Below are 22,019 nucleotides of genomic sequence, written 5' to 3'. Positions count from 1 at the left end.
TCCTCGGGGTGGTACTCGACTGGCGGGCACGGCAGGCAGGACGTCGGGAGCGGGTCACTCGGTGCGGAGGTTGGCGATGATGTTGGCCCTGGCGGCTTTCGAAGCGGGCACGAGTGCGGCGAGGACGGCCGCGGCCATGGTCGCGGCCACCAGCGCGGCGAGGTGGCCGTACGGGACGGCGAGCGCGACCGGCTGCTCGGCGGCCACCACCGCGATCGCGCCGTAGGCCCCGGCGAAGCCGAGGGCGAGGCCGACGGCGGCCCCGAGGACCGTGACGAGCACCGACTCGGTGGTGACCATGGCGCGCAGGCCGCCGCGGGTGGTGCCGAGTGCGCGGAGGGTCCCGTGCTCGCGGATGCGTTCGTACATCGAGAGGCTGAGCATGTTGGCCAGGCCCACGGCGGAGATGAGCATCGACAGGGCCAGCAGCGCGAGCATGGCGCGCAGGACGAGATCGATGCCGGCGGTGCGGCTGTCGCGGTAGGCGATGAGGTCGTTGACGCTGACGCCCGGATAGGCGGCGGCCACGGCGGCGACGTCGGCGCCGGCGGTGCGCGGCGCGAGGACCTCGATCGTGGAGACTGGGGTCTCGGGCAGGATCGCCGCGGCCCCGGCCTCGTCGGTGAGCAGGTCGAATCCGGCCAGGGGCGCGGGGTCGTCACCGACGGGGAACACGTCGGCCACGGTGACCGCGGTGTCGCCGACGGCGATGGTGTCGCCCACTGCCCAGCCGTGCTCGGCGGCGGCGGGTGCCGCGACGGCGACGGAGGGTCCGGTGTCGAAGCGGAGGTCGAGGCCGGCGCGGGCGGCGATGGCCGGGTCGGTGGAGGTCACGGTGAGGCCGTCGACCTCGCCGGTGCGGCGGGCGTGGACGGCGTCGAGCGCGGGCAGGGCCCGCAGGTCGTCCAGGAGCGCGTCCGGGAGGGCGCCGCCCGAGAGCGAGAAGTCGGCGGGGTACTCGCGGGCCGCCTCGTGCTCGACGCTGGTGCGCGCCGAGTGGGTGCCGATGAGGACGGCCGAGACGAGGGCGGTGCACAGGACGATCGCCGCGGCGGCTCCGGCGGCGCGGCGCCGGTTGCGGGCCACCTGGCGCACGGCCAGGCGGACCGGTGTGCGTCCCAGGGGCATCCGGTCGACGAGCCAGGCGAAGGCCGGGACGAGGGCGGGCAGGACCAGGACGGTGCCGGTGAAGCCGAGCACGCCGCTGAGCAGGAGTGCGATCAAGCCCGCGTCCAGTGCGAGCGCCCAGAGGGCGGCCGCTGCGGCCAGGGCTGTGGCGCCGAGAGCGAGGCGCGCGCGTCCGGCGCCGGTCCCGGCGGCGGTGGCGCTCTCGCGCAGGGCCTGGATCGCGGCGGTGCGGGCGGCCTTGCGGGCAGGGAGGTAGGCGCTGGCGACGGTGACGATGATGCCGACGGCGAGGGTGATCGCGGCGGTCCGCGCTCCGATCGCGCCGAGCTCGGTGGGCGTTCCCGAGGAGGCGAGCACCGCGCTCAGGCCGCGGGCGATCGCCGCGCCCGCGGCGAGGCCCAGGAGCGAGGCGGCCAGGCCCATGAGGGCGGCCTCGGCGAGGGCGAGGCGGGAGAGCTGGCCGCGGGTGAGTCCGATGAGGCGCAGGGTCGCGAGCTGGCGGGTGCGCTGGGCGAGGGTGATCGAGAAGCCGTTCGCGATGACGAACGCGGCGGTGACGATCGCGATGAGGACGAACACGTTGAGGACCTGGAGGATGAGGTCGACGTTCTGGAAGGCCCGTTCGCGCTCCTCGGCGACGAGTTCGCCCCCGGTGAGGACGGTGACGCCGGCGCCGAGCTCGGCGCCGAGGGCCGCGGCGAGCCCGGCGGCGTCGGTGCCGGGCTCGGCGGCGGCGATGATCTCGCTGTAGCCGTCGGCGCCCGCGAGCGCCAGGGCGGTCTCGGGGAGGACGGCGGCCAACCGGTTCGCGTCGTAGGGCGTGCCCTCGGTGCGCGCGATGCCGGTGAGGCGCAGGGTCGTCGGCTCGCCGGCGCCGCTCTCGGCGGTAAAGGCGTCGCCGACGGCGAGGCCGAGGCGCTCGGCGGTGCCGGGGTCGACGAGGGCGTCGCCGGAGGCGGCGGGGTGGGCGCCTTCGAGGAGGTCGAACGAGCGCAGCGGCACCTCGGCGGGGACGGCGAGGACCATGCCGGGCAGGGTCTCGCCGTCGGGGCCGGTGAGTTCGCCGCCAGCCTGGATCCGGCCGGAGGCGGCGGCGACGCCGGGCGCTGCGGCGACGCGGTCGACCAGGCCGGGGTCGAGGGGGCTCTCACCGTCGGCAGGGCGCACGGCCGCGTCGGTGGCGGCGTAGCGGGCCTGGGAGCGCTCCTCGATGGCGGCGCGGACGCCGTCGGTGAAGATGAGCGTCCCGGCTACGAAGGCGATGCCGACGACGGCGGCGCAGAACGTCAGGGCGTGGCGGCGGCGCTGGCCCCAGGCCAGGCGGGCGGCCAGGGCGGTGAGCGAGCCGACCGAGCCGACGCGGAGGTCCGCGTCGCCGGGTTCTCGCCGCCGGGTGTCATTCGAACGGCCGGTGTTCAAAGGCATGGTGTCGTGACTGTCCTTTGCGTTCGGTTCTGCGGCGCGGACGGTGCGGTGCGCATCGCCGGATCAGGGACGGAAGGCAACGGGCACAATGGTGCTAACATCTGGTTTCCTTTAATTGTTAAGCATATCGCTCATCATGACCACTTCGTTCCTTTGAGCCTCCACCATACCCGCCGCGAGCGTGCGGACGTGGTCCACGGAAGCGTGTTCGGCGGCGTAGGAGGCCATGTCGACTCCGGCGGTGTGGTGATCGATCATGAGTTCCAGGAATCGCGTTTCGAATGACGGTCCGGTCGCCTCGGCGAGGTCGTCGAGTTGCGCCGGGGAGGCCATGCCGGGCATGAGTGCGTCGTCGCCTTCGGCATGCGATTCGTGATGGCCCATCCAGGCCATCGGCGGCGCCTCGCCGGTGGCGGGCACCTGCCACTCCTCGAGCCAGCGGGTCATCATGCCGATCTGGTGCTGCTGGCTCAGGGCGATGTCGTAGCCGATCGCCTTGACGAGGGGGTCCTCGGCGTGGTCGTAGGCCAGCTGGGCCATGAGGACGGCCTGCTCGTGGTGGCGGATCATGTCGCGGGCGAAGCCGACCTCGACCGAGCCCTCGCCGGGGGCGGAGGGCTCGGCGGTGAGCCGCCCGAGGCCGAACCCGGCGGCGGCCAGAAGTACGGCGAGCAGCGCGAGCAGGGCGCGGAAACGTGTGAAGGCCATGCGCCTCAGGCTTTCTCCGCCGGTTCGAGCTGCGCCGCGACCAGCGCGGCGTAGCGGCCCGAGGCGGCGACGAGTTCGACGTGGGTGCCGGTCTCGACGACGCGGCCGCCGTCGAGGACGACGATGAGGTCGGCGTCGCGGACGGTGCTGAGGCGGTGGGCGATCACGATGCGGGTGCAGGTGAGTTCGGCGACGGCGGCGTTGACGGCGGCCTCGGTGACGGCATCGAGGTGGCTGGTGGCCTCGTCGAGGACGAGCACCGCCGGGTCGGCGGCGAGGACGCGGGCGAGCGCGAGCCGCTGGCGCTGGCCGCCGGAGAGCGACTCCCCGTACTCGCCGACGCGGGTGTTGTAGCCCGAGGGCATGGCGGCGATGTCGGCGCCGAGCCCGGCGCGGCGGGCGGCGTCCTGTATGCGGTCGAAGGACGCCTGGGGGTCGGCGAGGCGGAGGTTCTCCGCGATGGTGCCGTCGAGGACGAAGGCGTCTTGGAGGACGGCCCCGAGCTGGCGCCGGGTGTGGGCGAGGTCGAGTCCGGACAGGGGGCGGCCGTCGTAGGCGACGGTGCCCTCGGTGGGCTCGTAGAGGCCCAGCAGAAGCCGGGCCAGGGTGCTCTTGCCGGAGCCGGTGGGGCCGACGACGGCGACGGTGGCGCCGGCGGGGACGGCGAGGTCGACGCCGTGGAGGACCGGTCCGGTGCCGTCGTAGTGGAATCCGACGCCGCGCAGCTCGATGCCGCCGCGGAGGTCGACTCGTTCGCCGCCCTGCCGCTCGGGGGCGGTGCGCAGGACGTCCTCGATGCGCTGGAGCTGGGCGCCGACGAGCTGGAGCTGCTGGCCGGTGGTGACGAGGTTGGCCATGGGGGCGAGGAAGGAGACGCCGATGCTGGCGACGGCGACCATCGAGCCGATGGTGAGGGCGCCCTCGAGGACGTAGAGCGCCCCGGCGAAGAGCAGGACCAGGGGTGACATGGTGCGCAGGGCCGCGGCGAGCGAATCGACGACGGCGGTGGCGCGGTGGCGGCGCAATCCGGCGTCCACCTGCGACTTGAAGAGGCCGTGCCAGCGGTCGAAGACGCGGTCCTCGGCGCCGAGGGACTTGAGGGTGGCGATGCCGGTGACGGCCTGGACGGCGAAGGACTGCGAGTCGGCCTGAGCCGCGACGTCGCGCTTCATCAAGCGGTGGACCTGCCGCGCCGAGCCGACGAGGACGAGCGCCTGGAGGGCCGCCAGCGCGAACGCGACGACGGCGATGGGCGGGGCCACGACGAGCAGGACCGCGCCGTAGACCACGGCGATGAGGCTGTCGAGCAGGAGCGAGACGGTCTGGCTGGAGAGCAGGTCGCGGACGGTGGCGTTGCTCGTCATGCGCAGCAGGAGGTCGCCGGAACGGCTTTGCTGGAAGAACCGGGAGGGCAGCGCGAGCAGGTGCTCGAAGAACTGCGGGACGATCTGGGCGTCGAGCCGGGCTTGGAGGCGCACGGTGTGCATGGCGCGCAGCATGTTGAAGGCGAGGACGCATACGAGGACGCCGGCGCCTGCGACCGCGATGAGGCCGAGCAGTCCCGACATGCGGGCGACCACGACCTGGTCGATGAGGGCCATGGTGAGCACCGGGACGAGCAGTCCGAGCGCGGTGACGAGGACGCTGGCGGCGACGATGCGGGCGAGGACGCCGCGGACGCCGGGGGCCGCCGCGAGGGCCTTGAGGTAGGCGGCCCAGGGGCTGCGTTCGCGGCTGCGGGAGCGGGTGAGGTCCGGTCCGGGCCGCAGCAGGACCGCGCGGCCGGTGTAGTGGGCCGCGAACCGCTCCCGGGGGACGGACCGGCGGCCCGAGGCCGGGTCGACGATCCTGACGGCTTTGCGCCCCAGCCGCTCGACGACCACGAAGTGGTTGTCGTCCCAGTGGGCGATGAACGGCAGGTCGGCGTCGGTGACGGCCCCGGCGGGGAGCAGGACCCCCTTGGCGTCCAGGCCGAGGCGGCCCGCGGCCCGGGCGATGTCGAGCAGGCTCAGGCCGTTGCGGCCGAGGCCGCTGATCTCGCGGCACTCGGCGGTGCGGGTGCGCCTGCCGTGGAAGGAGGCGACCATCGCCAGGCAGGCCGCGCCGCATTCGACGGCGACGAGCTGGATGCGGACGGGGACCCGCGCACCGCGGCGCAGCAGGGCGGACAGCCCGGAGAGGATCGACCGCATCACGAGGCCCCCTGCGAGCCCGCGGTGAAGAACTGCCGGACCATGAACGGGAGGGTCCGCCGCTCCCCCACGACCGCGGCGACGGTGAAGACCGCGCCCGCGTAGTCGGCGGTCGGCAGGCCGCCGATCGAGGCGGGTGCCTCGACCTCGGCGAGGAGGACGGGACCGGTCAGCTGCGCGGCGACGGCCTGCGACAGGTCGTACTCGGTCGCGACCTCCTCGGCGGAGCGCGGTTCGGCCTCGACCGAGACGACCGTGTGCTCGGCGGTGGCCGCGCCCGACGTGATGGTCACCGTGTCGCCCGCGGCGACGTCCCGGCCCTGCTCGGCGGGCAGGAGGAGCAGAATCCGCTCCCCCGCGCCGTTGGTGAGGACGGTGGCGGTGCCGAACGCGTAGACCGGGGTGACGACCGCGAACGACGCCGCCAGCCCGGTCAAGAGCAGGAGCAGGGCAGCGGTCCAGCCGGCGAGCATGGCCCTGCGGGACAAGGAGGGGGGTGCGATGCCGGCGATGAGGGACTCGGCCGCCTCGGCGTGGCTCCCGGCGGTGCGGTAGCGCATGGATGCGATCAGCTCCAAGGGAATCGGTGCGATGTTCGATGCGATCGGTTTCAGGCTAATCGCGGAGCGTGGCGACGCGAGGGGTTGTACACCTTTCGTTCGGGCCGGACCGACGAACGTTCGCACGCGATTTACCTTCCCTCCCAGGCGAACCGCGGGGCGCAGCCGGTCGTACGCCGTTCGTCCCGCAGTCCTCCATGGATGGTGGAGAACGCGTTGACCTGCGACTGCGAGCGGCCGTACGTTCTCGATGGTTCCGAACACCCTTCAAAGGAGGTGAATCATGGACAACAACCTGATCATCAACGCCTGGACCGACCCGGTGGCGCGCCTCGCGCTCTCCGAGGGCGACCTCGCCGCGCTGCCGGCCCACCCGGCCGGTGCGATCGCGCGCGAGCTGTCGGAGGAGGAGATGGCCGCCACCATCGGCGGTGACTGCGGCTGCGGCTGGGTCTGCTCGATCACGGGCGAGTGCACCTGCGACAACGGCATCACCGTCTGCTCGTGGTCCGGCTGCTGCTAGGCATCACGGCCCAGCCGGGGCCGGGGCCCGTTTCGGGACCCCGGCCCCGGCTGGAGTGTTCGGTCCATCCCGCGACCCCATATGGAGGGACGATGACCATCGACAAGCAAGGCGGACGAGACGACCGGCTTCTGGCGGCGCTGTGGCTGCACGAGCGCGACGCCGCGGCAGTCCCCGAAGGGGGCGAGTCCGGCGTGGACGTCCTCACCGGACTCTGGCGGCGCGAGGCGGGCATGACCGATGACGCGGCCTTCGGTGCGCGGCTCGCGGCGGACGGCCTCACCCCCGAGGCGTTCCGGTCGGTCCTGTCGTCCATGCGAGCCCCCGTCCCCGCCGCGGGGGCCGACACGGCGTGGATCGTCGAATGGCGGACTCTGCTGCGCCACGCCGCCGAGGCTCCCACCGCCGACCGCGAACGCTGCCAGGCATATCTCGACAACGCCCCACTCGGACGCGGCGCCTGGCCGGCCCTGTGGGAGGCCGTGGTCCGCATGCGCGAAGCGCTCGCACCGCACCGCGACCTCCTCGAGGACCCCGAGCGCCTGGCACGCAGGCTCGCCAGCGACCTCGCGCCCCGCCTAGTGGCGGTCATGGACGGGGTGATGGCGCTCGAACTGCACCTCGCCCGGCTGCGCGGCGAACTCGCCGGAGAGACCGATGCCGAACGTCTGCAAGGCTTCCGGGAGCGCACCGCCGACCTCGACTGGTTCACGGAGGCCTGCCGCCGCCATCCGGTCGTGCCGCGGCTCCTGCTCGCCCGCATCGGCGGCCGCGTCGCCGCCGTCGACGAGGCCCTGCACCGCTTCCGCGGCGACCGCGACCGTTTGGACGCCATAGGTGTCGGGTCCCGGGAAACGATCACCGCGATCGAGGGAGGTGGATCCGACCCGCACCGGGGCGGCCGCACCACATTGGTGTTCAGGACCGCGGAGGCCTCCGTGGTCTACAAGCCGCGCCCGGCCGGGGCGGACGCCTGCTTCGAGCGGTGCGTCGACTGGCTGAACGGGCGCGGCTTCACGCCCCGCCTCGAGACCGTCCCCACGGTGGCGGGCGAGGCGTGGCTGTGGCAGGCGTTCGTCGCCCCCGCCGCGTGCGCCGACGAGGCCGCAGTGCGCCGCTTCTACCGCCGCCAGGGCGGCCTCATCGCCTTGCTGCACGCCCTCGGCGCCTCGGACCTGCACCGCGAGAACCTCATCGCCGCGGGCGAGCATCCGCTCCCGGTGGACTTGGAGACGCTCTTCCACGTCCACCACCGGCCCTCCAAGGAGGACTCGGCGACCTACCGGGCGTACAGCCTGGTGTCCGACTCGGTGCTCGCGACCGGTCTGCTGCCGTTCTATCTTGAGGACCCCGACGGCCGCACCGGCACCGACCTCAGCGGTGTCAGCGCCGCCACGGGGCAGACCGCTCCCGGCGAGGTCCTGCGCTGGACCGGAGAGGGGACCGTCCACCTGCGGGCCGAGCGGACTCGGGTCGCCCTGTCCGACACCGACAACCAGCCGATGCTGGACGGCAGGGCGCGCTCCGCGGCCGACCACGCGGGCGAGGTGGAGGCCGGATTCACCGCCGCCTACCGGATCATCGCGGCCGACCGGGACGCCTTCATCGCGCTCCTGGACGGGTTCGCGGACACCCCTGTGCGCCACATCGTGCGCTCGACCTCCACGTACGCGCTCGCGCTCGAGGCCGGACACCACCCCGACCACCTCGGGGACGGTCTCCACCGCGACCGCCTGCTCGACCGGTTCTGGTCGGGCATCGCCGCCTCGTACGACCTCGCCCCCGTCGTGCGGGCGGAGCGGCTCGACCTCCTCGCCGACGACATCCCGTACTTCGCCTCCCGCCCGGACTCGACCTCGCTGTGGGACAGCCGGGGGCGGGCCCTGCCGGACCAGTTCGAGACGACCGCCCTGGCGACGGCCCGGCGCCGCGTCGGCGGGTTCGGGGAGGCGCACCTGCGCTCGCAGGTGGAGATCATGAAGGCCTCCCTGGGGAAGCCCTACCGGCCGCCGTTCGCGGCGGACCGGTTCTCGCTCGGCGGGGACCGGCCCGAACCGGGTCGGGAGTCGTACCTGGAGGCCGCCGTCCGGATCGGCGACCACCTGGCGGCCACCGCGATCCGCGCCGGGGACACCGCCTCGTGGACCGAGCGCCGCTGGGTGGGCGGCCGCCGCTGGCAGCTCGGCCCCATGGACCTCGGGCTCTACAACGGGCTCACGGGCACCGCGTACTTCCTCGCCTACCTGGAGGCCGCGACCGGCGAGCGCGGCCACGGTTCGCTCGCCGACGCCGCGCTCGCCTCGATCCGCGAGATGCTCGCCGCACCCGTCGGGCAGCCGCTCGGCGCCTTCACCGGCAGGGCCGGAGCCGTCCACCTCCTGACGCACCTCGCCGCGCTGCGCGGCGACGGCGCTCTCATGGACGAGGCGCGCAGCGAAGCGGCCCGCCTCGCGGGGAAGTCCCCGGCCGCCAGCGCCGACCTGCTCGAAGGCGCGGCCGGGATCATCCTGGTGCTGCTGGGGGTGCACGGGCGCACCGGCGACGCCGCCGTGCTGGAGACCGCTGCCGAGTACGGCGAGTCCCTGCTCAAGCGCGCGAAGCCGCAGGACCGGGGCGTGGCATGGGAGACGCCGGTCGCCTCGCGACCGCTGGCCGGGTACGCGCACGGCGCGGCCGGGATCGCACATGCGCTCGCAGCCCTGGGTACCCGTGTCGGCGATCGCAGGTTCACCGAGGCCGCCGCTGCGGGCATCGCCTACGAGCAGAGCGTGTACCGGCCGGAGGCGGGGAACTGGGACGACCTGCGTACACCGGGGACCCCTGCCGCCGAGCTGCCGGTCGCGTGGTGCAACGGGGCGGCCGGGATCGGCATCGCGCGGCTGCTCGCGGCCCCGCACCTCGACGAGTCGCCGGAGGAGGACATCGCAGCGGCGGTGGCGTGCACCGAGCAGTACGGCTTCGAGCGCAACGACTGCCTGTGCCACGGCGACCTGGGGAACCTGGAGCTGCTGCGACTGGCGGGCCGGGGCGACCGGGCTGAGGCGCGGCTGGCCGCGTCCTTCGCCGAGGCGCACCGCAGGGGCGGCTGGCTCAGCGGCTGGGGGCATCAGCGGCACGAGACGCTGGGATTGTTCACCGGCCTGTCCGGGACGGGCCTGGCACTGCTGCGCGGGGCCCTCGGCGACCGGGTGCCGTCCCCGCTCTGGCTGGAGGGCCCGGGGCGATGGTAGGGGTCTTCCACTCTCCTGAACCGGTGCGGCGACGCACCGGGGTCTGGGCGGCGGGCACCGCGGCACTGGCGCTCGGGGCCGCCGCGCTCCTCGTCGCCGGGCTCCGCGAGGAGGAGCCCGCGGCGGCCGAGGGCGTCGAGGGGGTGGAGCGGGTCGACGTCGCCGGGGCGGGCGACCACACCACCGAGTCCGTGGCCTACCGGAACCATCCGCCCGCGGGCGGGCCGCACCACCCGATATGGCAGAACTGCGGGTTCTACGCCGAGCCGGTCCAGGACGAGCACGCGGTGCACTCGCTGGAGCACGGCGCGGTGTGGATCGCGTACGAGCCGGGCCTGGACGAGGCGGCCCTGGAGCCGGTCCGGGAGGCCGTGCGCGACCGCCGGTACACGCTGGCGAGCCCGTACCCGGGGGTCGAGGGGCTCACCCTCGTCGCCTGGGGGTACCGGCTCGAACTCGCCGGCGCCGACGACGAGCGGCTGGACGCCTTCCTCACCGCGTTCGCCGGCGGCACCGACGTCCCCGAGCCGGGAGGCCCCTGCCACGGGGGTGTGGGCACCCCCGTGTGAGCGGGGCGCCGCCCCGGCCTCGGGGCCGGGGCGGCGGTTCGGGTGCGGGTCAGGAGAGGCTGCCGGTCACGTTCCCTCCGGACTCGGTGACGTAGTAGGTCACGGTCTTCCCGCTCCAGAAGTGGAACGTGAGGGTGACCTTCTGGCCGTCGTTGACCTCGGCCCAGAACGCCTCGGGCAGGCTGACCGTGCCGGCGGCGTAGTCGGGGCTGAAGGCGCGGGCGAACTCCTTGTAGGTGGTCCAGTTCTGCGGCCCCGCGGGGGTGCCGTCGGCGTACTCGGCCTCCATGGTCGCCAGCTGGTCGCCCTTGAACTGGGTCGGGATCGCGAACGTGCTCGCGGCGCCCGAGGCGGCCGACATCGTCGGCTGCTCGTAGGAGATGACGCTGATCCGCCACGGCGCGCCGTCCGAGAAGTCGGCGTGCAGGTTCGCCTTGACGCCGTGCTCCCGGTCGCCGAGGAGCGCGGTCAGCTTGCCCGCCTTGATGGTGAGGGTCGAGCCCGAGACGGTGTAGTCGGTGCCCTGGACGAGCTCGGTCGAGCCCTGGCGCAGGCCCTCGAAGGTGTTCCCGTTGAGGTTGAGCTGGAGGGAGACGTCGGCGACGGCGGCCGACTTCTCCACGTACACCTGGTCGCTGGAGGCCGTGGCCGAGCGGGAGGACCACGAGGCCTCCATCATCGCGAACAGCTCCGGGTCGTTCCACTCGAACGCGGTCCGGTCGAAGTGCTGGCCGTTGTCCCACAGCTGGAGCGTCATGCCCTTCTCGGCCGCGTAGTGGCCCGCGTACTCGAAGAACTTGAGCTTCTCGCCCTGCTCGACGGTGCCGGTGTGGGCGTCGAAGCCGAGGAGGCCGAACTCGCCGATGAGGACCGGCACGCCGTTGGCGACGAACTCGTCGTAAGCGCGGTCGAAGGTGGCGGTGACGTCCTGCTGGACCTCGGCGTTGAAGGTGGTGTAGCCGGCGATGTTGACGCTGAAGGGCCAGAAGCCGTAGTAGTGGATGGTCGCGGCCAGGTTGGGGTCGTCGAGGGCGTCGATGGTGGCGCTCAGGGCGTCCAGGCGGCCCTGGTCGGCGTTGGTGTGGAGGGTCGGGAGGATGAGGACGCGGTCGGCGTTGCCGCCGCCGGAGCCGCGCACGATCTCGTGGAACGAGGTGTTGAGGTCGTCCAGGAGCGCGTAGGCGGTGGTGTCGTCCACGTTGTTGAACTGCGGCTCGTTGACGCTCTCGAACAGCAGCTCGGGCGGGGCGTCGCGGAAGCGGTCGGCGAGTTCGGTCCAGATGGCCTCGTAGCGGGCCTCGACGACGGTGCGGTTGGTGTTCATGTCGGCGATCCAGATCCACGAGTCGTGGTGGATGTTGAGGACCACGTACAGGTCCGCGTCCAGGGCCCAGCCGACGACCTCTTCGACGCGGTCGAGGTAGGCGTCCTCGACGGCGTAGTCGCCGGACTTGGACTGGTGGTTGTCCCAGGTGACGGGGATGCGGATGCTGTTGTAGCCCTGGTCTGCCACGTTCTGGACCAGGGCCTCGGTGATGCGGGGGTTGCCCCAGGCGGTCTCGTCGGCGCCGACGGCGTCGAGGGAGTTGCCGAGGTTCCAGCCGGGCTCCATGGCCGCGACGGTCTCCATGGCGTCGGCGTCGCCGGTCGGGGGCGGGGTGGTGGTGGGCTCGGTGGTGGGTTCGCCGACGCCGCCGTCGCAGACGGTGCCGTTGAGGGCGAAGGAGGCCGGGACGCCGTTGGCGCCCGACCAGGAGCCGTTGAAGCCGAAGGAGACCGAGCCGTTGCTGGCGATCGTCCCGTTGTAGCTCATGTTGGTGGCGGTGACCTGGTCGCCGACGTTGGCGGTGGTCGCGTTCCAGGCCTGGGAGATGCGCTGGCCGTCGGGGAAGGTCCAGACCAGGCTCCAGTCGCCGACGGCGCTGCCGAGGTTGGTGATGGTCACGTTGCCGGTGAAGCCGCCGCCCCACTGGGCGGTGACCTCGTAGTCCACTTCGCAGCCCTCGTCCGCGTAGGCGATCGAGGGCGCGAGGAGGCCCAGGCCCGCCGCCAGGGTGGCGACCGCCGTCACCGCCAGCGCGATCCATCGGCGGGTTCGTCTCTTGACGCCTTGCATGGCACTCCTTCTGTCCACTGGTGCTGCCGGAAGGACGCGGGCCCGGCGGTGCGCGCACCGCGGGTCATAGATGGTCCTCGATGCAAGGTTAAGTTGGGACACCCAACTTTGTCAATCGCTCCCAAGGCCGTTTCGGTCAGCGCAGCACCTGGACGAACTCGACGGCCAGCCAGACCGCGAAGACCAGCAGGACCACGCCCGAGATCCGGTCGAACCAGACCCGCCGCCGCGCGGTCATGAAGCGGCCCATGGCCGTCGCGGCGCCCGCGAGGAGGAGGAACCACACCCAGGAGGCGCTCACCGCCCCCGCGGCGAAGGCCGGGCGGGCCGCGGCGGCCTGGGCGGTGATCGCCGCGCCGAGGACGCCGACGGTGTCGAGGATGGCGTGCGGGTTGAGCAGCGAGACGGCGGCGGTGCGGCGCAGCACCAGCGCCGGGGACCAGGACCCGGCCGCCTCCTCGAGCTCCTCGGGCGTCGCGCGCAGCGAGCGGACGCCGAGGTAGGCCAGGAAGAGCGCCCCGGCCGCGAGCATCGCGGGCCGCAGCCCCGGCACCGAGTCGAGCAGGGCCGAGGCGCCGGTCGCACCGAGGACGATGAGGAGGGTGTCGCACAGGCCCGCGCCGAGGACCGCCCACAGCGCCCGCGGCATCCCGAGCGCGACCCCCTGGCCGAACACGAACACGTTCTGGGCTCCGATGGGGATGATGAGGGCGAAGCCGAGGGCGAGTCCCGTGAAGAAGGCCGCGGTCACGGCCGCACTGCCGCGGTCGGGGCGCCGCGGCGCTGCGTCGATGGCATCGGTCGATCCTAACGAGACGCGGCGGCGGAGCGGCCCGACCGCGGCGGGTCCTTCCGCCGGGACCGGGCGCGTCGGCGCCCCGGGGTCATCGCGGCGGTCCCGCCGAGACCCCCGGCCGCCGGGTTTCGCGAAATTCGGTTGCCGCGCCGAGCGCGCCCTCTTTAGGTTGGGCGGCAATGACGTACTAGGAGCAGGATCGCAGCGACCGCGCCCCGCGGCGTGAGGCCCGCAACGGCCCCCGCGGGCGCCGCCGCGCCGTACCCGCGTCCCGGCGCCGCCAGGCCGCCCGGACTCCCCCGCCCCGCCGTTTCCGGCCGGGCGGCCTCGCGATTCCTGCCGCACGCTTCGAAAGGGCTGCCTCCATGGCCCCCGTCCGTCATACCCACCGCCCCGCCCGGCCCCGCATGGTCGAGGCGACCTTCCTGCCCGGGCTCGGGCGCTTCCTCGCCGACGAGCTCCGCGAACGGCTCCCCGGCGTCCGACCCCGGCCGGTGCCCGACCGCGACGACGCCCTCCGCTTCCCGTACGCCGGCCCCCTGTCGCGGCTGCGGTCGCTGCGGACGGCCGTCGCGGTCTTCACCGTGCTCGGCTTCGGGGTCGCCCGGCCCGCCTCGCTGCTGCACGGCGACCACCTGCGTCGCATCGCGGCCGCCGTCCGCGACGGGGCCGACGGAGCCGACCCGGCCCGGTCGTTCCGCATCGAGGCGGCCGGGCGGGACTCCATGGCGTTCCGGCACCTCGCGGTCGAACTCGCCCGCGTCACCGGCCTGGCGTTCGATCCGCACGGCGGCGACCTGGTGCTGCGGTTCCGCCGGTCGCCCGCCGCCGCGACCGGCTGGGACGTGCTGGTGCGCGCCTCGACGCGCCCGCTGTCGGCGCGGCGGTGGCGCGTGGCCGACTACCCGGGGGCCGCCAACGCCACGATCGCCGCGGCGATGGCGCGGGCCCTGCCGCTGCGGTCGGGCGACCGCGTCCTCAACCTCATGTGCGGGTCCGGGACGCTCCTGGTCGAGCGGCTCCTGGCGGGCCCGGCCCGGGCCGCCGTCGGCGTCGACGCCGACGAGTCGGCGCTCGCGGCCTGCCGGGCCAACCTGGACGCCGCCGGGGTGCGGGCCGACCTCGTGCACGCGGACGCGGCCGCACCGGACCTGCTGCCGCGGCGGCGGTTCGAGGTGATCCTGGCCGACCCTCCCTGGGGCACGCGCCACGGGGACCACGCCGCCAACGAGGCCCTGTACGGGGCGATGCTGCGCACCGCCCGCCGCCTCGCGGCCCCCGGCGCCCGGTTCGCGGTCCTCACCCACGAGGTGCGGCTGATGGAGCGGCTCCTCCCCCGGCACGAGCGCCATTGGCACGCCGAAGAGGTGCACCGCGCCTTCCAGAAGGGGCACCATCCGAGGATCTACGTGCTCGGAGCCGTACCGCCGTCCGACGACCATGCAGGAGAACGACGATGACCGAACCGACCCTCACCTACGACGACTTCTTCCGCCTCGCCGCCGCCGACCCGGCGGTGGTCGGGCTCGTCCTCATCGGCTCGCAGGCCCACGAGGGCCTGGCCACCGGGCGCTCGGACCACGACCTGTGGGTGGTCCTCGCCGACGGCGCCGCGACCGGCCTCGAACGGTTCAGGGAGCACCGCACGGCCCTGCTCGACCTGGTCTTCGTAACGCTCGCGCAGTTCAGGGGGGCCGGGATGCCCGGGTTCTGCCGCTACGCGCTCGCCCGCGGCCGCGTCGAACTCGATCGCCTCGACGGCGAGATCGCCGCGATCCTCGCGGCCAAGCGGCGGTTCGCGCCGGAGGAGGCGTTCCAGCGGTCCGCCGAGACCCTCGACGACTACATGAACTCGCTGTACCGCTCGCTCAAGAACGCCCGCGACGGCTTCGCGCTCGCCTCCCGGCTCGACGCCGCCGACAGCGTCGGCGCCCTGTTCGAGCTGCTCTTCGCGATGGACCGGCGCCCGAGGCCCTACAACAAGTACCTGGAGTGGGAGCTCGAGCGCCACCCGCTCCCCGGCTGGGACGCCCGCGGCCTGCTCGACGCCGCCGGGCGGATCGCGGCGACGGCCGACACGGCGGTCCAGCGGCGGCTGTTCGGCGAGGTGGAGGCCAGGGCGCGCGAGGCCGGGCACGGCGCCGTGCTCGACGCCTGGGGCGAGGACCTCGCCCTGATGCGGCCGCAGGGGTGAGCGGCGAGCGCCGCCGGGGCCCGGCCCCGGCGGCGCGCCGTCGTCTATCGGATCGGGTTCCAGCCGTCACTGCCCGCCAGGTAGCGCTGCGGCGTGTAGTTCGCCGCCTCGCCGGAGGACAGCTGCGGCCGGTTGCCGTTCACCGTGGCGCCCGGGCCGGTGTTCTGGTACTCGCGCAGCCGCGCGTCCTCCCAGGCCAGGCCCGACATGTCCGACCACGGCTCGGCGGTGCGGAAGTGCGCGCCGAGGTAGGTCTCGCGGTAGAGGACCTGGCCGCGCGCGGTGGTCGAGCCGCCGGCGGGCCAGGGGCGGCCGAGGTACACCGAGTTGTTCGGCGCGTTGCTGGTCATCTCGGACTGGTAGATGAGGATGCCGTACGGGTTGCTCAGCTCGGTGCTCGCGGCCGTCACGTAGCCGTTGTTGCTGCTGGAGCCGCGGCTGAGCGAGTGGATCGTGCACTCGTCGAACACGGCGGTGCCGCGCCCGAAGATGAAGTCGACGTCGCCTTCGACGTAGCAGTCGTGGTAGTACTGGCGCGAGACGGTCGAGGACGAGGGCGAGTCGGTCAGGAGCGTGTCCTGGTTGCCGAGGAACCGCACGTTGTCGAAGACCATCCGGTCGCCCTGGACCTTGACGGCGACGGCCTGGCTGTTGCCGTTCGCCGCCTCGTCGTAGGTGTTGGCGAAGGTCAGGTCCTCGGCGGTGAAGTCCGCCCCCTGCAAGAGGACGCTGGCGCTGCCGCTGGTCCCCCACGTGCCGCCGTTGCCGTTGTCGCAGCCGGCGCAGCGGTTCTCGTGGATGACGACGTCGCGGGCGTTGCCGGTGGCGCCGATGAGGGTGAGGCCGGTCTTGGAGGAGGGCACGACGACCGCGCCCTTGTAGACGCCGGCCTTGATGAGGATGGTGGAACCCGAGGAGGCGGCGTTCACCGCGGCCTGGACACCGGTGTAGTCGCCCGAGCCGTCGGCGGCGACCACGATGTCGGCGTCGATGTCGCCGCCGTCGCCGTCGACGGGCACGAGCCGCCACTGCTGGTTGGTGCCGCCGGTGGGCGCGTACTGGGAGATCCGGCCGCCCTTGGCCGTCGACCACTCCCACACGTCCAGCGCCTTACCCGAAGCCCGGTTGACGAACGTCGCATACCCGCCCGACTCGGTGACCCGCCACTGCTGGTTCGTCGAGTTCGCATCACCCCACTGCTGAACCAGCGCACCGTCCGCGGTACTCCCCGAGGCGACGTCCAGGACCTTATTCGAGTGCCGGGCCTGAATACGGTAATAGCCCCCGCCTGAGTCCAGGAACCGGAACTGCTGATCGGTCGAACCGTTCGAATCCCACTGGACGAGTTCGGCGCCGCTCTCGATGGAGGCGGCCCGGATGCCCATGACGAGCCCCGAATGGCGCGACTCGATGTTGTACCAGACCCCGGTCTCGAACGCCTGGGCGCTGGAGGTGGCGAAGAGGGCCCCGGTGGCGGCCAGGACGAGGCCCAGGAACAGGGACAGGAGCGCCGCGATGCGGCGCCCGCGCGGATACGTGAGGGTGTGCGATGGCATGACGACTCCATGGTGAGGCGCCCGGTCGCCGAGACATGCCGGGAGTTCCTCGGCGAAGCGGGCAATTATGTATGTCCATGAAACAATATAGGGCAGTCGTCGCCCGAAGTCGATCCCTCCGTGGGGAACACGTCTAGACGCTCACTCCCACGCCGCCGTCTCCGGGTCGACGCCGTTGGCCGCCGCGTTGGCCGACAGCACCTGCCGCAGCCACTCGGCCAGGCCGGGCGCGAGGCCGTCGTAGTGGGCCGCGAACCCGGGGTCCTCGGCGAACATGCGGCCCATGCACACCTGCATCGCGTGGGTGCAGTCGAAGTACGTCGACATCAGCGCGCGGTGGCGCTCGGCGAGCGCGTTCGCCTCGGCCGAGCCGGGCGCGACGCCGGCGCGCCCGGCCGCCGCCAGGTCCGCCTGCAGCGCGTCGGTCGCGGCCGCGACCCGCTCCCAGTCGGCGGGCGAGAGCGCGGCGGCCCGCTGGGCGTACTGGGCCCACTGGGCCGTCCCGCCCCAGCGCTCCTCGGCCTCGCCGACCCGTTCGGGCCGCCAGTCGTCGCCGAAGATCGCGACCTGCTCCTCGGGGCTCAGCCGCATCCCCGTCGCCGAGGCCTCCAGCATCCGGTCCACCGCGCCCACCATCCGCTCCAGCCGCTCGATCCGGTCCAGCAGCTCGCCGCGCTGGCGGCGCAGGTGGTGGTTCGCGTCGGCGCCGGGGTCGTCGAGGAGGCGCCCGATCTGGGCGAGCGGGAACCCGAGCTCGCGGTACACCAGGACCCGGTGGACGCGGGCCACGTCCTCGCCCGAGTAGACGCGGTACCCGGCCCGCATGAGTCCGTCCGCGGCGTCGTCGGGCCCGGGCCGGGCCGGCCGGGGGATGCGGAAGCCCTCGCCGCGCAGCCGTTCGGCGAGTTCGCCGTCGGGGTCGATCGGCCGGGCGGCGGTCATGACGACCCGGGTGCGCTCGGGGGTGGTCACGGTCAGCTCGACCGAGTTCCAGGGCATCTCGCGCGGTCCGTCGGTGCAGCCGGGGACCAGCCGCTCGCACCGCTCCCGGATCTCCTCGATACGGTCAGCCGTTGTCGGTGCGGCCCACGTAGACGTTGCGGGCCTTGAAATAGGTGTCGCCGCCCGGGCCCGAGCCGCCCGAGGAGCCCTCCATCTGGAGGTTGACGATGACGTTCATCGGCTTGCCGACGAAGTTCGAGCCGGTGTGGGCGGCCTTCCAGGTCCCGTCGAGGTAGTAGTGGATCTGCACGTCGGTGCCGGAGGTCTTGGTCATCCAGATCCGGTACTCGTGCCAGCTGCCGGGCGAGGAGACCGGGACGAGCGTGTTGTCCCAGGCGCCGTCGTAGGTGTTGAACCAGTTCCGGCTGTCGCCTTTGAACTCCAGGATGTCGCTCTCGGGCGGCCAGGAGTTCGCGCCGGTGATCCAGAAGGCCGGCCAGGTACCGGGCGAGGACGGCGCCTGGAACTCGCCGCGGATCTCGTAGTTCGGGTACCGGTCGTTCACCAGGACCTGGCGCTTGCCGTGGATCGCGGCCGAGTGGTAGCGGATGGGCAGGTACGGGTCCTTGGAGCTGCTGCCCTCGTCCCAGTCGATGCGGCTGGCCTTGATGTTGAGGACGCCGCCGGGCGAGAGGTACAAGTGGTTGTCGTCGGTGGGGCTCGCGTACATGCGGGCGGTGCCGTTGTGGTCGGAGCCCCACGGGTACAGGTAGTTCCAGGAGGCCTCCAGGGTGGCGCGGCTCGCGAACGAGGCGTCGATGAGGGTCTCCCAGGCCGCCGCGCCGACCCGGTCGGCGCTCGCGGCCGAGCCGATCAGCGGCGCGGCGGCCGCTGCCGCCGCCGCGGCCGCGATCCGCCTCAGGACCGCGCGCCGGGTGCCGCCCTCGGGGTTGTTCGTCATGATGACCGCCTTCACGTCGATGCGCGCCGATGCGACCGCGGTGGAACATTCGCGGTCACATCGACCATTTTCAATATATGGTGCGCATCGGGCGCTCAATTGTCAACGGTTTCCGACGGTTTCCAACGGTCAGTTGCGCAGGGCCACGACCACCATCGCGACGGCGATGAGGACGTCGAGGACGAGGCAGAACTCGGCCATCGAGCGGACCACGACCCGGTCGGCGCGGTGGTGGTGGAGGTCCCAGGCGGCGTGGCCGAGGAGTCCGGCGGCCACCAGGTACGCGCCGAGGTCGCCGCCGACCAGCAGGACGACCGCGGCGGCGCCGCCGAAGACGGCCATCCCGACCGCCTGGAGCGGCAGGCCCTCGGCCGGGCGGGCGGCCCCGCGCAGCAGGCCGTAGGCGGCGAACAGGGCGGCGAGTCCGATGAGGACCCACGTGGCCGCGTCCTCCCAGGGCGTGAACCCGGCCGCGCCGATGACGACGAAGGTCAGCGCGAACACCGGCCAGGCGGCCCCGCGCCGCCCGAGCGCGGCCGAGGCGAGGTAGACGAGGCCGGAGGCGGTGAGGACCGGCGCGAGGTCGGCCCCGGAGGCGAGGCCCCAGACCACGAAGGCGGCGAAGGCGATGCCGAAGGCGGTGGGCCAGCGCCGCAGGACCGCGCGGGCCGGGTCGCCGGATCGCGGCGGGCTGTCGGGGATAGCGGTGGTCATAACGGCTCCTCGTATACCTGGAGGGGGTATCTGATGCGTCCTACGATCCCGGGCCGGAGGGGGGCGGTCAAGCGCGGAGGGACGGCAGGTCCGAAATCTTGGGATCGTGGTCTTCCGGACCTAGGATGGAGGGCATGGACCGCCACCGCGTGCTCGTCGTGGGCTACGACGACGCCGAGCTGCTCGACATCGCCTGCGTGACCACGACCCTCGACGCGGTGCGCGTGATCGACCCCGCACGGGGCTACGACCTGGCCTTGGCGACGCCGGGCGGGCGGCCGGTCACCTGCTCGTCGGGGCTGGTGCTCAACGGGCAGGCGGTGCTGGAGCGCGTCCGGGGCCCGATCGGGACGCTGGTGGTCTCGGGCGGGCTGGGGCACGCGGACGCCGCGCGGGACGAGCGGTTCACGGGGCACGTGCGGCGGCTGGCGCGCGAGAGCGAGCGGGTGGCCTCGCTGTGCACGGGCGCGAGCGTGCTCGCGGCGGCGGGCCTGCTCGACGGGAGGCGGGCGACCACGCACTGGCGCTTCGCGCGGGAGCTCGCCGAGGAGTACGAGCGGGTCACCGTGGACCCCAGGCCGATCTGGGTGCAGGACGGGAACGTCTACACCGCCGCCGGGGTCACCAGCGCGCTGGACCTGTCGCTGTCGTTCATCGAGGCGGACTTCGGGGCCGACATGGCCCGCTGGGTCTCGCGGGCGATGGTCACCTACCTCCACCGGCCCGGGAACCAGGCGCAGATGAGCCTGTTCACGGCCGCGCCCGCGGCCGACCACGGCCTGGTCCGCAAGGTGACCGACCACGTGGCCGAGCGCCTCGACGGGGACCTGTCGACGGCGGCGCTGGCGCGGCTGGCGCGGGTCAGCCCCCGGCACCTGACGCGGCTGTTCCGCGCGGAGCTGCGGCAGACGCCGGGCCGGTACGTCAGGGGCGCGCGGCTCGCCGCGGCGGCGCAGCTGCTGGCGGCGTCGGGCCTGCCGGTGTCGCGCGTGGCGGCGCGGTGCGGGTTCGCCTCGGCGGAGGCGCTGCGGCAGGCGTTCACGCGCGAGTACGGGATCGCGCCCTCGCAGTACCGGTCGGTGGCCTCGACGGCCGCCTGAGCGCGCCGGTGCGCTGGACCGGCGCCGCGGCGTCACGGCACGGACTTGACCTTCCAGATCAGGAGGCCGCCCAGGAGCGTCACGGCGGCGGCGAGGGCGTAGAGGGACCCGTACCCGCCGAAGTGGGCGACGACCGGGGCCGCGAGCGCGGGGCCGAGGACCTGCGGGGCGGTGCTGGCGATGTTGATGATGCCGAGGTCCTTGGCGCGGTCGGCGGCCGCGGGCAGGACCTGGGTGATGAGGGCCTGGTCGACCGAGAGGTACACGCCGAAGCCCGCGCCCATGATCGCGGCCGCGGCGATCGCGGCGGGCCAGGTGTGCCAGAAGGTCAGCAGCAGGGCCGCGGACGCCATGACCGCGCAGGAGGCGGCGACCAGGGGCTTGCGGCGCCCGATCCGGTCGGAGACGACGCCGCCGGCGACCGCGGTGGCGACCGTGCCGAGGGTGTAGAGCACGACCAGGACCAGGACGCCCTCGTCGGCGCTGCGCCCGGGGAACAGCCGCTCGTAGCCGACCGCGTCCTGGAGGAAGTACAGGAGGTAGAGGGTGCCGATCGCGTTGCCGAGCATGACGAGGAAGCGCGTGAACCAGGCCCAGGCGAAGTCGGGGTGCTCGCGCGGGGAGACCCAGAACATGCCCCGAAGGGCCCGCCATGAGAAGGGCGCCCGGGCCGCGCGCGGCAGCGGCGGGTCGGGTGTGGACAGCACGAACGGGAGCGCCAGGGCGACGGCGGCGAGGCCGATGGCGAGGTAGCCGGCCGCGAGGTCGGTGACGAGCACGGTCACGACGACGGCGCCGAGGACGAGCCCGAGCGCCTGGGGGAAGCCGATCCAGCCGGAGACGACGGCGCGCTGGCGGACCGGGACGTGGTCGGGGATGCCCGCGTTGACGCTGGCGTACCCGGCGTTGAGCGCGGCCTGGGCGAGGCACCAGCAGACGAGGACGCCGAGGACGGTCCCCTGGTGGCCCAGGAGGGCGAGGGCGGCGGCGCCGAGGAGGACGCCGCCGAGGGTCCAGGGGTGGCGCCTGCCGAAGCGCCCGGAGGTGCGGTCGGAGAGGGCCCCGGCGAGCGGGTTGGCGACGACCGCGACGAGCGCGCCGACGCCGGTGACCAGGCCGAAGGCGGCGACCTTGCCGTCCTCGTCGATCGCGGCGAGCTGGAGCGGGAGCAGCACCTGGATCGGGGTGAAGAAGGCCGTGTAGAGGCCGAGGACGGCGGCGGTGATGCCGCCGATCCAGACGGGGCCCACCTCGCGGTCGGGTTCGGCGAGGGCGGCGGGCGGGGCGGGAGGGGCGGTGTCCACC

At 73.5% G+C, this 22,019-nt stretch carries 17 protein-coding genes; 6 read left to right on the top strand and 11 right to left on the bottom strand.

The features are described from left to right. Positions 1–54 precede the first annotated feature (54 nt). The 4 genes from LO763_RS15940 to LO763_RS15925 form a co-directional block, all read right to left on the bottom strand. Positions 55–2,553, bottom strand: coding sequence for an FtsX-like permease family protein (locus LO763_RS15940; RefSeq protein ID WP_230786072.1), 2,499 nt, complete (start codon positions 2,551–2,553; stop codon positions 55–57). 111 nt (positions 2,554–2,664) lie between these two features. Continuing rightward, positions 2,665–3,261, bottom strand: a complete 597-nt coding sequence (locus LO763_RS15935; RefSeq protein WP_230786070.1) for a DUF305 domain-containing protein — start codon at positions 3,259–3,261, stop codon at positions 2,665–2,667. Between the two features lie 5 nt (positions 3,262–3,266). Then, positions 3,267–5,453, bottom strand: a complete 2,187-nt coding sequence (locus LO763_RS15930) for a peptidase domain-containing ABC transporter (protein WP_230786209.1) — start codon at positions 5,451–5,453, stop codon at positions 3,267–3,269. Next, entirely contained in the window at positions 5,453–6,013 is a 561-nt protein-coding gene (locus LO763_RS15925; RefSeq protein ID WP_230786068.1) for a hypothetical protein, read from the bottom strand. The genes LO763_RS15930 and LO763_RS15925 overlap by 1 nt, the downstream gene beginning before the upstream one ends. 283 nt (positions 6,014–6,296) lie before the next feature. Here LO763_RS15925 and LO763_RS15920 point away from each other — a divergent pair, with 283 nt between their 5' ends. The 3 genes from LO763_RS15920 (at position 6,297) to LO763_RS15910 (ending at position 10,335) form a co-directional block, all read left to right on the top strand. Beyond that, a complete protein-coding gene (locus LO763_RS15920) occupies positions 6,297–6,536 on the top strand; it encodes a mersacidin/lichenicidin family type 2 lantibiotic (protein WP_230786066.1) in 240 nt (79 codons plus the stop codon). A 92-nt stretch (positions 6,537–6,628) separates the two neighbouring features. After that, a complete protein-coding gene (locus tag LO763_RS15915) occupies positions 6,629–9,766 on the top strand; it encodes a type 2 lanthipeptide synthetase LanM family protein (protein WP_230786065.1) in 3,138 nt (1,045 codons plus the stop codon). A 23-nt stretch (positions 9,767–9,789) separates the two neighbouring features. After that, complete coding sequence (locus LO763_RS15910; RefSeq protein WP_230786063.1) at positions 9,790–10,335, top strand: thioredoxin-like domain-containing protein; 546 nt, start codon at positions 9,790–9,792, stop codon at positions 10,333–10,335. A 49-nt stretch (positions 10,336–10,384) separates the two neighbouring features. Here LO763_RS15910 and LO763_RS15905 read toward each other — a convergent pair whose 3' ends face one another. After that, entirely contained in the window at positions 10,385–12,451 is a 2,067-nt protein-coding gene (locus LO763_RS15905) for a cellulase family glycosylhydrolase (protein ID WP_230786061.1), read from the bottom strand. A gap of 136 nt (positions 12,452–12,587) precedes the next feature. After that, a complete protein-coding gene (locus tag LO763_RS15900; protein WP_230786060.1) occupies positions 12,588–13,202 on the bottom strand; it encodes a LysE/ArgO family amino acid transporter in 615 nt (204 codons plus the stop codon). Between the two features lie 410 nt (positions 13,203–13,612). On the opposite strand from LO763_RS15900, the gene LO763_RS15895 reads away from it, so the two are divergent. After that, a complete protein-coding gene (locus LO763_RS15895) occupies positions 13,613–14,707 on the top strand; it encodes a methyltransferase (protein WP_230786058.1) in 1,095 nt (364 codons plus the stop codon). Next, the gene (locus LO763_RS15890) at positions 14,704–15,441 is read left to right on the top strand and encodes a hypothetical protein (protein ID WP_230786056.1); all 738 of its coding nucleotides are present in this window, start codon (positions 14,704–14,706) and stop codon (positions 15,439–15,441) included. The genes LO763_RS15895 and LO763_RS15890 overlap by 4 nt, the downstream gene beginning before the upstream one ends. Positions 15,442–15,485: 44 nt before the next feature. Here LO763_RS15890 and LO763_RS15885 read toward each other — a convergent pair whose 3' ends face one another. The 4 genes from LO763_RS15885 to LO763_RS15870 form a co-directional block, all read right to left on the bottom strand. Further along, entirely contained in the window at positions 15,486–16,997 is a 1,512-nt protein-coding gene (locus LO763_RS15885; protein ID WP_230786054.1) for a pectinesterase family protein, read from the bottom strand. Positions 16,998–17,138: 141 nt separating this feature from the next. Continuing rightward, entirely contained in the window at positions 17,139–17,996 is an 858-nt protein-coding gene (locus LO763_RS15880) for a MerR family transcriptional regulator (protein WP_230786052.1), read from the bottom strand. Between the two features lie 67 nt (positions 17,997–18,063). Beyond that, positions 18,064–18,900 carry a glycoside hydrolase family 16 protein gene (locus LO763_RS15875; protein ID WP_230786050.1) on the bottom strand — a complete coding sequence of 279 codons (837 nt, stop codon included), beginning with the start codon at positions 18,898–18,900 and terminating at the stop codon, positions 18,064–18,066. A gap of 129 nt (positions 18,901–19,029) precedes the next feature. Next, positions 19,030–19,614 carry a hypothetical protein gene (locus LO763_RS15870; protein ID WP_230786048.1) on the bottom strand — a complete coding sequence of 195 codons (585 nt, stop codon included), beginning with the start codon at positions 19,612–19,614 and terminating at the stop codon, positions 19,030–19,032. 134 nt (positions 19,615–19,748) lie between these two features. Between LO763_RS15870 and LO763_RS15865 the strand changes: the two genes are divergently transcribed. Next, positions 19,749–20,714 carry a GlxA family transcriptional regulator gene (locus LO763_RS15865; RefSeq protein WP_230786046.1) on the top strand — a complete coding sequence of 322 codons (966 nt, stop codon included), beginning with the start codon at positions 19,749–19,751 and terminating at the stop codon, positions 20,712–20,714. Positions 20,715–20,746: 32 nt separating this feature from the next. On the opposite strand, the gene LO763_RS15860 is transcribed toward LO763_RS15865, so the two are convergent. Beyond that, a complete protein-coding gene (locus LO763_RS15860; RefSeq protein WP_230786044.1) occupies positions 20,747–22,018 on the bottom strand; it encodes an MFS transporter in 1,272 nt (423 codons plus the stop codon). Position 22,019: the final 1 nt, after the last annotated feature.

Origin of the sequence: Glycomyces amatae, from assembly GCF_020991375.1 — a bacterium.
In the GTDB taxonomy this organism is placed as follows: domain Bacteria; phylum Actinomycetota; class Actinomycetes; order Mycobacteriales; family Micromonosporaceae; genus Glycomyces; species Glycomyces amatae.
The sequence above is the reverse complement of the archived record's forward strand: the minus strand, read 5'-3'. Positions and strand labels throughout refer to the sequence as shown.